The following is a 12963-nucleotide window of genomic DNA, read 5'->3' as shown; positions in this document are numbered from 1 at the left end:
AATCAATATCGGTAGTAAGATCTAGTACACCTTCTCCAAAAAGAGCATCACCTTATGTCCCTTCTCCTAAATACTACTACTTGCTTTTTACCATCTACATCTCTTTCGAATAAAAATGTATCAAACCCAGTCTTTTTATCGTGTAAAAGAGAGTTATAAATTCCGTTACTACCACGCCAAGGTTGTAACATATTTTTTGTTGATCTCTTATTTTAACTTCATTAGGAATTTCGGCAGATCACCTCTTAAATTGATAAACATATGTTGTGACAGAATCAACTGAAAATGGAAACGGCAAGCGGGTGCACTCCACTTACCGTTTTTTCATAGCTTAGTATGTATTTGAATTTCTTTTGCTTTCTCTTTTTCACCCTTCACGCGTACAATTAAATCATATGATCCGGATTTTGAAGCTTCAAAAGAAAGCAAACCTTCTTTTTGAGAAGTGATTTCTTCTTCATAAATAACCTTATCATCTTTTGTAACTTGTAATAAAATCGTACCTTCTTCAACAGCTGCTTCATAAGGGATTTCCACATTTCCTTTTTCAGCTTTAAGTGTTTGTACATCGTAATACCCTTGCAGAGAACCAATTTTTAAAGTCGTTTCGCCATTTTTTTGAACCTTTGTAACTTGTGTCGCTGTATTGCACGCGCTTAACAATACAACAAGAGTGAGAATCATAAATAAACGTAATGATTTCATAGAAATTCCCCTTTTTTATGTATATGTGAATTAAGATTCATTCTTTGACTATTTCAAAAACACCAACACCTAAAAAGAATCACTGCTTTTCTTCAATTTCTTTTTTAAATAATTTTTGAAACTCTAATCATTAAAAACCCTACTTTTTCTTACTTTAATTGTTTCTAAAATATAGAAAAGAACCCCTAAACCAAATATCTTTTCAGCATTAGAAATATTATTACCTAATTTAATAATAGGTACATTTAATCCGAATCTTTCGCTCCATTCCAAAGGCATATATCCTCTTTTACAGTTTATTAATATCCGGTTATCCATTGTACGAAAAGAAGTTTCGAAAAAATCAAATTCAACTTCTACTTCAGAAAGTCTTATCTCTTTTTCATTCATTAAAGAACCACGTACCATTCCAAATCCTTGTATCATATTTTCTTTAAACATACCTACACAATTATAATTTGAGTCATAAATAGCCCAATCATAGTTTTCAACTTCACTATGAAAATATGCAAGAGTTTCCCCATCCTTTGCTTCCAATCCAATAACTTGCTTGTTTTTTAAAAAAGGTAATTTTGAAGAAATTATATCAGTTGAAACCATAGTTGTTCCTACTATATAGGCCCCATCGGGAGTATATAAACCGTAATGTTTATTATTTTGAGGTAATTCTAGTAAAACATAAGTATCAATATCCCAAAACTTCAAATCATTTTTAGCTATATTCTCTTCTAATAAGTTCCCTTTTCTTAATTGCCAAAATCCAATCCCCCAAAAACAAACGAAGCTATAACCATAAATATTATTTCTCCCCAATTAACATCACCCCAACTATTATACAGACAATATAATCCAAAGAGAAAAATCCCTGTCCCAATTAAACACTTAAACCGCCCCCTTTTTTATAATACTCAAATAATTCCACACAAACACCTCTATCAATTCATCTTAATACCCCAAATTACCTTTTAAGTATACCAAGGACAAAATATATAACCTAATATTTTTTTATATAATTAAAAACAAACATAGTTACAGAAAGAAAATGCTTGTATGCTGATCTGTACTACATTCCCTTATTCCTTGTATGCTATATTTCTATTCTTCTCTTTACTTAAACAAACTGCTCAATATTATTTGTTGCAACTTCTTATGAATGTGTAACTACAATTTTGCACTTCTCTTCTTTATATGCTAGGAACACCACCAAAGGATTTCCCGGTCCTCTGTAAAAAAAACCTTACTTTTAAAAAGTAAGGTTTTTTTTATTTATTCATTAGCAATATAAGCATTCTTATAAGTATAAATACCACCAAATTGATGCTTTTCAATTCCTTTTACATAATCCTTTTGTACATATGCTGAGCCAATATGATAAAGCGGCGCCACCGCAGCATCTTCTAATAATACCTGCTCGGCTTCTCGCAACGCTTTCCATCGATTTTCCGTATCTAGTACAAAATCCGTTTTCGCTTTCTTTATTAATTCATCGTAACGAACATTAGAATAATTCATTTTATTATTCGGATTCCCTGTCGTAAATAACTCTAAATAACTAATTGGGTCTTTATAGTCAGGTCCCCAATTTGCCATAGTTATATCGTAATCACCTATTTGTTCTAACTGTAATTTTTGCTTAAATGGCTGTTGTTTAATTTGTATCGTTAACCCTTGCAAATTCTTCTCTAAATCACCTTTTATATATTCTGCCATACGTATTGCGTTATCTTGTTCGAACGTTAAGAACTCTAGGTTTACTTGTTCTACCCCAAGCTCTTTTTTCGCTTCTTCCCAAAGTTTTTTCGCATTTTGCAAATCATATGAGGAAATATCTCCATTTTCTTTTCTAAAATCTTTACCAGTCACTTCATTTACATGACCAACTGGTACAAGTCCACTTGCAGGTTTTGCTCCGTTATTAATAAAGTGAGCAACGAAATCATCTTTATTTAACGCTAATGAAATAGATTGACGCACCTTTTTATTTGCTAACGCGTTATTTTTTTCATTAAAACGAAGCATAGCAATTCCAGGATCACTCGACATATGTAATTCCTTATTCCCTTTATACTTGTCTACAACTTGCGAATTAATAGGTACTCGATCTAAATCTCCGGCTTCATATAAATTTACAGCTGTCATTGTATCCTTTACGATATGAAAGTTTATTTCGTCTAATTTCACTTTCTTTCGATCCCAATATGTAGCATTCTTCTTTAATTGAAACTCTTGTTCATGCTTCCATTTTTCTAATACAAATGGACCGTTATATATGAGATTACTAGGTTCCAATGCATAATTGTTTCCTTGTTCGTTCAAAAATAATTCATGCTGTGGTAAGTATATAGGTAGTGCTAACAACTGTAAAAAATACGGAACTGGCTGTTCGAGTTCAACTTCTAACGTATAATTATTTATTGCTTTAACCCCAAGTGCATCAAGAGGCATTGTTCCCTTATTAATCTCTTTCGCATTTTTCACATAAAAGAGCATGTATGCATATTGAGATGCCGTTTCAGGATTAATTGCACGTTTCCATGCAAATATAAAATCATTTGCTGTCACACTGTCTCCATTTGACCATTTTGCATCTTTACGCAAATCAAATGTATATTTCTTACCATCTTCACTTCTTTTAAACGATCTTGCTACTGCTGGAATAGGCTGATCTTGATCATTTAATACATATAACCCCTCAAATATATTCTGCATAACGTGGGCTGATGTACCATCCATTGTTTTCGCAGTGTCCAGAGAAGGAATTTCTTCTGATACTGTTACATTTAACACTTGTTTTTTAACCTCTGTATCACTTTTATTCGCTTTATTATTACAAGCTGTTAATAATAAAGATGTAACAAGTGCCATTACCATTAAATGGCTCTTTTTTCGCTTCATGAGTTGTTCTCCTTAAATATAAAATATTATAAAGCGTAATATATTATAGCAGAAATACTAACAGAAAGATGCGACATTCTTTTGAATATTTATTCGTTCAAGAAAAAAGCTATCCTTTTAAAAGGATAGCTTTTTCAACTGCCACATAATTATCTATCTTTGCAGACCTCGTTTATAACGACTTGCTTCAAATATAATACGCTCTTCATCTAACGTTTTACATTCGCCATTCCAAACGACACGTTTTCCGTTAATAATTACATCGCTTATATCTTTACCACTCGCAGCATATACAAGGTGTGATAACACTTCATCTGCTGGTTGTAGATGCGGCTTGTTAGACGGGTCAATCGTAATAAAATCAGCACACTTACCAGCTTCTAGTGACCCTGTTTGTTTCATCCCGATTACTTCCGCAGCTCCTTTTGTCGCAAGAGAAAGAGCTGTTTCAACTGGTAATGCTGTTGCATCTTGGTGAATACCTTTTTGTAATAAAGTCGCTATGCGCATTTCTTCAAACATGTCTAAATTATTGTTAGATGCAACACTATCTGTTGCAATTCCTACTTTTATTCCTGCTTCTAGCATCGCTTTTACATTCGCTATACCAGAACCTAGTTTTAAATTACTATTTGGGTTATGTGCTACTCGAACATCATGTTCTGCTAAAAATGCACGCTCATCGTCATTTAATACTACACCGTGTGCAATAACTGTTGGGCGTTTAAACAATCCGCAGCTCGCTGCATATTCTACTGGACGTTTTCCATACTGTGCTTCAATATCACGTACTTCACGCTCTGTTTCAGAAAGATGGATATGAACCATCGTTTGATTCTCTACTGCAATCCGTGCGCACTCTTCTAACAATTCTGTACTACATGTATATGGACTATGTGGTGCAACCATCGTAGTTAACATGCCACTTTCGTTATAGTAACGCTTCACATATTTCTCAGCTTCTTCAATCGCTTTCTTTTCATCGTCTTTCGTTCCGAAGCTAAATAAAGTCCTTGAAACAGCAGCTCGCATCCCGCTCCTTGATACCGTTTCCATAATTGCGTCTTGATCTACTCCAATTGGATTAAACATGTCAGAGAATGATGTTGTACCACTTTTCACCATCTCAAGTAATCCTAATTCCGTACTAGCGACCGCAATTTGGGGAGTAAATTGACTTTCCAGTGGCCAAATTCTCGTCTCAAGCCATGGCTGTAATAACATATCATCTCCAATACCTCTTAGGAGACTCATTACAACGTGTGTATGTGTATTTACAAGCCCTGGTAAAACCCACTTTCCTTTCATGTCAATTACTTCATCTACTTCAAATTCATTAGCGAATTCTCCGCTCTTTACATCTATAATTTGATCATTTTCTACAATGATATATCCATTTTCTATCACTTCGTTTTGTTCATTCATCGTTACAATTGTAGCGTTTACATAAGTTGTTTTCAAAAGTATTTCCCCTTTCAACTCTATGAAGTTCCCTTTAATAAGTTACCACCATTATAGTAACTTACTAAAGATTAAGAGTCAAAAGATAATTTTAATTCTTTCGTTATTTTTCCCTTCAAAATGTTATATTGCTTTTCATTTGTATCTGCAAATGCTTCTTCCCGATTTGACTTTTCATCCATATAATTCAATTTCCCATTGAATTGAGTCTCTGTAAAATCAAATCTCTGCCCATCTATAAAGTTATAAAAGTGCCATACCTCTCTTACTTTTGTCTTTTTAATTTCTCCTCCGTATATGTCTTGAACGACAAGAGCTGTAACACCACATTGTCCCTTTGCTGGGTTTTCAATTGTCCACTTTGAACTCGTTTCAATCGACCACGATTTTATTAGTGCTTCATATATTCTTTTTTCCTTTACATCATCCATTCTAATCTTCCCCTACTATTAATAGTTTTACACATCATATTTCAAAAGAGGCAGTACACGCCCCTTAAAGATAGTTGATGGTGTCTCTCCTATTAACTGTGCTCCCATTTTCAAGTAATATCCTTTTGCATTCGGATCACTATCAATTGTAAAACTTTTTAATCCTAGTTCATTGGCTTTTTCTATTACATACTCCCAAAGTATTTTCCCGTAACCTTTTCCTTTGTAATGAGGATGAATGTACAAGAAATCGAGAGCTTTATCATTACGTAAAAATGAGAAAAAACCAATCTTCGCATTATCGTTTACTAAAACATATACAAAATTATTTTTTATGTACTCTTCCGTAATTGTTAAATCTTCCTTACAAGCAAGTATGAATTCTTCACTATAATTCCACGTTGCTTTTGAATGTAGTGCGAGTTCACTTAATTCATTTGCTTCACTTAATAATGCTTCTCTTATCTTCATGATTCTTTTTCCTCACTTTCAATATGTACACTACTAAATTGATTCGGAAAGCACTTCAAAAAAACCTTTAATTTCCATAAAATAGAAATTGATTTTATAAATCTTTATTATAATCAGTACGACTTTCAACAATTTTTTTAAAGAAAAAGAACGCCATCCCTAAAAGTTGGCGTTCTCTTTTTCTAAAATTTAATCTTCAAGCTCACTCATTCGTTTTACTATTTCGTACGATACAAACCTATACAGTTTCTACTACCGCTTCAAGCATTGTTCCATTTTTAGCATAGTTCGTATGCCAAGAAAAAGCTTTTTCTAAAATATGAGGAGTTTGTCCACCTCTTATTTTTGCTTCTTCGTAATAAGCTCGTAGCTGTTCACGATACATTGGATGTGCGCAATTCTCAATAATAAGTTCCACTCTTTCTCTTGGCGCAAGTCCCCTTAAGTCGGCATATCCCTGTTCAGTGACGATAACATCTACATCATGTTCAGTATGGTCTACATGAGAAACGAAAGGAACGATACTTGAAATGTTACCACCTTTCGCAATCGATTTAGTAACAAAGATAGCTAGGCGAGCATTTCTTGCAAAATCGCCAGACCCACCAATACCATTCATCATTTTTGTACCTAAAACGTGAGTAGAGTTAACATTTCCGTATATATCTAATTCTAATGCAGTATTAATTGAGATTAATCCAAGGCGACGAATAATTTCAGGATGATTGGAAATCTCTTGTGGACGCATCATTAATTTGTCACGATATTTTTCAAAGTTAGAAAATACTTGTTGCATTTTCTCTTCAGAAAGCGTGATAGAACAACAAGAAGCAAAATTGACTTTTCCAGCATCCATAAGATCAAAAACTGCATCTTGTAAAACCTCGGAATATACTTCTAAATCTTCAAATTCTGAATCTAACATTCCATGCAATACGGCGTTAGCCACTGAACCAATTCCTGATTGTAACGGCGCTAAACGATTTGTTAATCGGCCTACTTTGACTTCTTCTCGAAGGAATTCTATTAAATGCTGTGCCATAATAACAGTTTCTTCATCCGGAGGAACAATTGTCGATGGCGAATCCAATTGATTCGTAAACACAATTCCCTTTACTTTTTCAGGATCAATTGGAATACCGATTGTTCCAATTCGGTCATCTGTTTTCACAAGCGGAATTGGAAGCCTCTCCCCTTGTTTACCTGGTTCATATAGATCATGTAGCCCCTCTAATTGCGCGGATTGAGCCATATTCATTTCAATAATAATAGACTTAGCATTTAAGGAAAACGCTAAGGAATTTCCAATTGAAGTGGTTGGAATAATCATTCCGTCCTCTGTAATCGCAACCGCTTCCAAAATAGCGAAATCTATATCCAGAACGTCAGCACGGAGTAACTCTGCTGTATGAGACAAGTGTTGATCCACAAATAAAAAGTCTCCGTTATTAATTCCTTTTCGCATAGTAGCGTCAGCTTGGAAAGGTAATCTTTTCCCTAAAATTCCTGCCTCAGCAAATAATTTGTCTACATCCGATCCTAAAGAAGCCCCAGTATAAACATTTACTTTAAAAGATTCATCATTCTTAACTCGATTTACAAGCGCAAATGGGACTGCTTTTACATCACCTGCACGTGTAAACCCACTTAAGCCTAAAGTCATTCCACTTTGAATCCAGGAAGCTGCTTCTTCAGGTGTAACTACCCGATCTTTTAGACGTTGATCTCTGATTCTATCTAAATTGTTCTCCATATGTAATCCCTCTCTCATTGAATATTCATAATTATTTTACACATTAACACTATCAAAATAGGGATTTTAGTATACAATGCCGAAAATTCAGACAGAACAGCAAATCTAGGTTCTAAAGCAGAAAAATTTAGAATCCTAGAAGTTTACGGAAATAACTAGCGTATGATTGACTAACTGGTACTCTCTCACCATTATCCATCGAAAGTACAAAAGTAGAATGGGTATCAGGATAAATCGCTTTAATATGATTAACATTTACAATAAACGAACGGTGACATCTAATAAATGAATCTTTCGGAAGCAAGTATTCGAATTCTTGCAGAGAGTATTTATGTGTTCCTGATAACTCTTCTGAATTCACATACGTCTTTTTATCTTTAGCCTCTAAATACATAACCTTTGAAAAAGGAACCGGAATCCAGCCGTCTGTTGTTTTTAAAGTAACAACTGACTTTCCATCCGTTAAAGCTGGATAAATTGCCGTCACGCACCCTTCAAGCTTTCCATTGTTTGAAAATGGTACAGCCATTCCATGATAAGGAATACCAAAAACATCCCGATCCATAAACTCAGATGTTTTTTGATTCATCACCATCGCTTTATGAGCAATCGTTCCTTCCTTTATAGGATCCCCGACACTAATCTTTAAATCAATTCGTTTACTTGGCCGATAGTAAATATATTCTTTCGTATTCGAAACAGCAATTGAAATTTCATCTGAAAATAGTTCCCCAACAACATCTAGTAATAAACCTAACGTTCTATCTTCCATTCTATTAACACCTCATTCACTATTATACTACTATTATGAACGAGCATCTGTTGCTTTATAAAAAGTTTAATTTTAAATTACTTTTAAAATTAGTTTTATTCACTATTACTTCGTTACTACAAAAAACCTCACTTCAGAAAAGTGAGGTTTCCTCTCATACAATATTTTTTTATTTTTTATTAAGTAAAGTGAATTTAAGAATTTATTGCCCCTATTTCTGTATAATAAATAATCCCAAACTACAAACAGTTTGGGATTATCTTTCTCATTTATTATGCGCATCTAACCACGAAATTAAATCTTTAAATACTTCATCCTTATTTACTTCATGAAACATTTCATGTCTACCATTTTCATATAAACGTAGTGTCACGTCTTTCACACCACATTTTTTATAGTTTTCATATACTTCTTTTACACCTTTCCCCATATCGCCAACAGGATCACGATCACCAGAGAATATATGTATTGGAAGATTCTTTGGCGTCTTCTTGTATTCTTCTAGTTTATTTACTTCTAATACTCCAGAAAATAATTCTCGGTAAAAACTCGTCGTACAAATGAAACCACATAACGGATCCGCAATATATTTATCAACTTGATTATTATCTGAAGATAACCAATCAAATTTTGTACGATTTGGCTTAAAGTTCGAATTGAAGTTTCCGAAAGATAAAAAGTTTAACATTGGACTTTTCGTTTTTGCCCCGCGCAATTTCATTTCGATTGTTGCTACTTTATGACCAATAGCTCCTAAAAGCCCTGGATTTCCACCTGTTCCTGAAATCAGAAATCCATCATATAATTCGCCTCTAAGTTGTACAGCACGTCTTGATAAAAAAGAACCCATACTATGTCCAAGTAAAAACAAAGGACTTGACTGCTCTTCTTTTATCTTTTCTGAAACAAAGATAACATCCGATACAACTTGATTCCACCCTATATTTGGTTCAAAATGACCATAGTCTTCTTCTTTTTTTACTGTTTTCCCATGTCCTTTATGATCATGCGCATAAACACCATACCCTGCTTCCAATAAAGCATCTACAAATTCTGTATACACCCCTGCATGCTCTGTCATGCCATGTGCAATTTGAATAATTCCTCTCGGATCTCCTTCTGGTAACCACTTACGCAAATAAATTTCCGATCCATCCAATGCCGTAACGAAACTTTCCTGTACATTCATTTCGTCAGCCCCCAACTCTATTATGTATAGCTTTAAGAAAATGAATATCCATTCACTTTTCTTATTTTATATTATATGTAATTGCTTTCATTATGACAAATGATGTATTTTTCAGACTTGCTTTTAAACTAATTTCTTGACGAATTCAAAATAAAATTATATAGTTACTTACATAAAGTAACTATATAATTTTTAGGAGGTTCCTACTATTATGATGCCATCATTATTTTTAGCACATGGTTCGCCTATGCTCGCTATTCAAGATACAGACTATACACGATTTTTAAAAACACTTGGAGAAACATATAAACCGAAAGCAATTGTTATTTTCACTGCTCATTGGGAAAGTGAAGTATTAACGATTTCCTCATCAGATAACGAGTATGAAACAATTTATGATTTTGGAGGTTTTCCCCCTGAGTTATACGAAATCAAATATCGTGCGAAAGGCTCTTCTCATATTGCATCTATTTTAGAAACAAAATTTAAGAACAAAGGTATTTCAGTCCATCATAATATGACGAGAGGTTTAGATCATGGTTCATGGACACTCCTGCACCGCATGTATCCAGAAGCAAATATTCCTGTCGTGCAAATATCAGTCAATCCATTCCTTTCTGCAAAAGAACAATTTGAAATTGGAGAAGCACTTAAAGGACTCGGACAAGAAGATATTTTAGTAATCGGGAGTGGCGTTACCGTTCATAATTTACGAGCACTGAAATGGAATCAAACTACACCTGAAAAATGGGCAATTGAATTTGATGATTGGATTATTAAACATATGCAGGATAACGATAAAGATGCATTGTTTAATTGGGAGAAAAATGCTCCTCATGCACAATTAGCAGTACCAAGAGCAGAACATTTTGTTCCTTTATTTATCGCTATGGGAAGTGGTGAAAATAGCGGTGAAGTCATTCACCGTAGTTACGAGCTTGGTACATTAAGTTATCTTTGTCTTCGATTTTAAAGAAAAGGATGAAGCACATGCTGCTTCATCCTTTTTCTTTTTCATTCACTTAGTTAACTAACTTCCAAATGTCGTTTCTCTGATACCTCTTCGTTCTTATTATGAAAATAAACCCAAATACACGCAATAAATAATAGTGAAGATGTAGAGAGGAAAACATATTGGAAACCTACATGCGCTGCAATTTGTCCCCCGAGCACTGGACCAATCATATTTCCTAAAAACTGAAATGATTGATTATATCCAAATATTCGTCCCGTAACATGGGTTGGTGTATGTTGTTTTAGTAGAGTTTGTACGGAAGGTAATAATCCTGCTTGTGCGATACCTAATAAAAATCGAAGAATTAATAGTTGCCAAGCTGACGTTACAAATGCTTGCGGGATAAAAATAATTCCTGCAGCAAATAACGCTACAACTAACGTTTTTTGAGGACCGATATGATCTGATAATCTTCCTAGTCTTGGTGCTGCCAAAATAACTGCTAATCCTGTCGCTGACATAACTGCACCCGCAATTGTTTCAATATGTGCAGTATGAGGACCTACTAAATTTTTCACGTACAATGTAACAATTGGTTGAACTGACACATTAGCAAGTTGAATAATAAATGTTGTTACAAATAAACTAATAATTAAATGCTTCGCTGGGACCATCGTCCATACTTTTTTCGGCTGTGTTTTTTTTGCTTGAGCAGAGTGATTTTCTTCATGCAGGAAGAAAAAAACGATGAGAAAGGAAAGGAATAAAAAAGCTCCCGTAACAAGAAAGACATGACGCATTCCAATTAACTCAGACAAATAACCGCCAAGTAATGGGCCAAGTAACGAACCGCTCACACCACCAGTTGAAATTGTGGAAATCGCCCAACCTGAATGTTCTTTCGGAGTTTCTGCTGCAATAAATGTCATCGCTGTTGAAAGGAAACCAGATACTGCTCCCATTAAAAATCTTAGTGCGACTAGTTGATACACATCCGTTACAAACCCCATAAGCGTCATAATAATCGCCATACCGAGGCTAGCACGAATAAGCATCAATTTCCGTCCATGTATATCACCAAGCTTTCCCCATATTGGCGATACGATCGCACCCATTAAAAATGTTACACCAAATGCAAGTCCCGACCACTGTGCAATGCTTGAAGTGCCAGTTACTCCTAATTCCTCAATATAAAAAGATAAGAAAGGAATTACTAAACTCATACCGGCTGCAGTGGTAAAACAACCTAGCCAACAAATCATTAAATTCCGTTTCCAGCTGGCCATTTTCACACCTTCTTTCTTTAGATACCCATTCTACACCCTTTCTTGTAAAAAGTTTAGTAATTTGCTTTATATGCAAGATTTACTACAAAACCCGCTATTTTCTAGTAAAAAACACTACATCTCTACATCATTTTCATAATAAAACCAACTCCTCTATATGAAGTTGGTTACTTATTATCTATCGGTATTAAACGAGCATTACAATTTCTCTCGTAAAACTCAATGGGACCTGCTTGTCCAATAATCGCATATTCATATCCATCTTGCTTCATATTATATAAACAATGATGCAATAATTCTTTTCCTACACCTTTCACACGATTTTGTTTCGCTATGCCCATTGGACCAAACAAGCCTTTCTTTCCTCTCACTACATCGTAACAGGCGAAACCAACTATTACTTCCTCCTGCTGTGCAATATAGATAGGTAACTTTTCGTTATATGTCCGAAATCCATAATCAACCGACTGTAACCACCGTTCACCAAATTCATCCACTACAAATCGTGATAACTTATCAAAATCAGAAGGACTAACTCTTCTTACATGACAAAATAATGTATTATAAATAGATTTAAAACTATTTAAATCAACCGCTAAGTCTCTCGGTGCAGCTGTAATACGTAATATATCTTCTTGCATTTGTGTATGTATAAATCCACCAATATTTGTATCTATATGAAATAATGCATACATAACATGTCCTTCATTTACTACTACTTGCTGAAAGCGTTCCATACGTTTCTTCGCTATTTGTAAAATTTCTATCGCCTTATAAGATAGTTTATATTGCCCTATTTTTTTATACTCTTGATTATGTAAATCGAATTGTTTTCGTAACGAAAGTTTTTCTAAAAAATCTGGACCGACTTTGTGAAACAAATACATAAATAACTCAGCGCAAACTCCTGTACCTTCTTTACACATACCTATAAACAGATGGACTGGGTGAATTATGTTATACTCACTCTCTTTTGCTGCAATCTCCAATATTTTATGCACACGTTTTGTAAATTGAAATTCCTCCATATGTGTTTCCATCCTCT

11 protein-coding genes and 1 pseudogene are annotated in these 12963 nt (G+C 34.3%); 1 reads left to right on the top strand and 11 read right to left on the bottom strand.

What is annotated here, in order from left to right; genetic code table 11:
• Positions 1-324: 324 nt before the first annotated feature.
• The 9 genes and pseudogenes from MHH55_RS03345 to MHH55_RS03305 all read right to left on the bottom strand — a co-directional run bounded on the left by MHH55_RS03345 (position 325) and on the right by MHH55_RS03305 (position 9677).
• Positions 325-705: a BA_1872 family lipoprotein gene (locus MHH55_RS03345; RefSeq protein WP_000838922.1), complete on the bottom strand. Its 381-nt coding sequence runs from the start codon at positions 703-705 to the stop codon at positions 325-327.
• 123 nt (positions 706-828) lie between these two features.
• Positions 829-1627: pseudogene (locus MHH55_RS03340) on the bottom strand (ABC transporter ATP-binding protein).
• Between the two features lie 344 nt (positions 1628-1971).
• On the bottom strand, positions 1972-3600 hold the full coding sequence (locus tag MHH55_RS03335; protein ID WP_078186189.1) for a peptide ABC transporter substrate-binding protein: 1629 nt from the start codon (positions 3598-3600) through the stop codon (positions 1972-1974).
• 153 nt (positions 3601-3753) lie between these two features.
• Positions 3754-5079, bottom strand: coding sequence for a bifunctional S-methyl-5'-thioadenosine deaminase/S-adenosylhomocysteine deaminase (locus MHH55_RS03330; protein ID WP_139362399.1), 1326 nt, complete (start codon positions 5077-5079; stop codon positions 3754-3756).
• Between the two features lie 53 nt (positions 5080-5132).
• Complete coding sequence (locus tag MHH55_RS03325) at positions 5133-5492, bottom strand: YunG family protein (RefSeq protein ID WP_000342907.1); 360 nt, start codon at positions 5490-5492, stop codon at positions 5133-5135.
• 27 nt (positions 5493-5519) lie between these two features.
• Complete coding sequence (locus MHH55_RS03320) at positions 5520-5963, bottom strand: GNAT family N-acetyltransferase (protein WP_063219840.1); 444 nt, start codon at positions 5961-5963, stop codon at positions 5520-5522.
• 238 nt (positions 5964-6201) lie between these two features.
• Entirely contained in the window at positions 6202-7716 is a 1515-nt protein-coding gene (locus MHH55_RS03315; RefSeq protein WP_000429812.1) for an acetyl-CoA hydrolase/transferase family protein, read from the bottom strand.
• Positions 7717-7843: 127 nt separating this feature from the next.
• A complete protein-coding gene (locus MHH55_RS03310; RefSeq protein WP_078186191.1) occupies positions 7844-8488 on the bottom strand; it encodes a LytTR family DNA-binding domain-containing protein in 645 nt (214 codons plus the stop codon).
• 265 nt (positions 8489-8753) lie between these two features.
• Entirely contained in the window at positions 8754-9677 is a 924-nt protein-coding gene (locus MHH55_RS03305) for an alpha/beta hydrolase (RefSeq protein WP_001102581.1), read from the bottom strand.
• Between the two features lie 211 nt (positions 9678-9888).
• Here MHH55_RS03305 and MHH55_RS03300 point away from each other — a divergent pair, with 211 nt between their 5' ends.
• Positions 9889-10650, top strand: a complete 762-nt coding sequence (locus MHH55_RS03300) for a DODA-type extradiol aromatic ring-opening family dioxygenase (protein WP_078186192.1) — start codon at positions 9889-9891, stop codon at positions 10648-10650.
• Positions 10651-10703: 53 nt separating this feature from the next.
• Here the strand turns inward: MHH55_RS03300 and MHH55_RS03295 are convergent, their stop codons facing one another.
• On the bottom strand, positions 10704-11918 hold the full coding sequence (locus MHH55_RS03295) for a multidrug efflux MFS transporter (RefSeq protein ID WP_078186193.1): 1215 nt from the start codon (positions 11916-11918) through the stop codon (positions 10704-10706).
• 167 nt (positions 11919-12085) lie between these two features.
• Complete coding sequence (locus tag MHH55_RS03290) at positions 12086-12946, bottom strand: GNAT family N-acetyltransferase (protein WP_078186194.1); 861 nt, start codon at positions 12944-12946, stop codon at positions 12086-12088.
• Positions 12947-12963: the final 17 nt, after the last annotated feature.

It is taken from the genome of Bacillus sp. FSL K6-2944, assembly GCF_038005385.1.
GTDB lineage: Bacteria > Bacillota > Bacilli > Bacillales > Bacillaceae_G > Bacillus_A > Bacillus_A cereus.
Note: the sequence above shows the minus strand (reverse complement) of the source record. Positions and strands in the feature narration are given on the sequence as shown.

Coding starts and splice junctions, on each gene's coding strand:
- MHH55_RS03345 (WP_000838922.1), bottom strand. CDS start 705: ATGAAATCATTACGTTTATTTATGATTCTCACTCTTGTTGTATTGTTA.
- MHH55_RS03335 (WP_078186189.1), bottom strand. CDS start 3,600: ATGAAGCGAAAAAAGAGCCATTTAATGGTAATGGCACTTGTTACATCT.
- MHH55_RS03325 (WP_000342907.1), bottom strand. CDS start 5,492: ATGGATGATGTAAAGGAAAAAAGAATATATGAAGCACTAATAAAATCG.
- MHH55_RS03320 (WP_063219840.1), bottom strand. CDS start 5,963: ATGAAGATAAGAGAAGCATTATTAAGTGAAGCAAATGAATTAAGTGAA.
- MHH55_RS03315 (WP_000429812.1), bottom strand. CDS start 7,716: ATGGAGAACAATTTAGATAGAATCAGAGATCAACGTCTAAAAGATCGG.
- MHH55_RS03310 (WP_078186191.1), bottom strand. CDS start 8,488: ATGGAAGATAGAACGTTAGGTTTATTACTAGATGTTGTTGGGGAACTA.
- MHH55_RS03305 (WP_001102581.1), bottom strand. CDS start 9,677: ATGAATGTACAGGAAAGTTTCGTTACGGCATTGGATGGATCGGAAATT.
- MHH55_RS03300 (WP_078186192.1), top strand. CDS start 9,889: ATGATGCCATCATTATTTTTAGCACATGGTTCGCCTATGCTCGCTATT.
- MHH55_RS03295 (WP_078186193.1), bottom strand. CDS start 11,918: ATGGCCAGCTGGAAACGGAATTTAATGATTTGTTGGCTAGGTTGTTTT.
- MHH55_RS03290 (WP_078186194.1), bottom strand. CDS start 12,946: ATGGAGGAATTTCAATTTACAAAACGTGTGCATAAAATATTGGAGATT.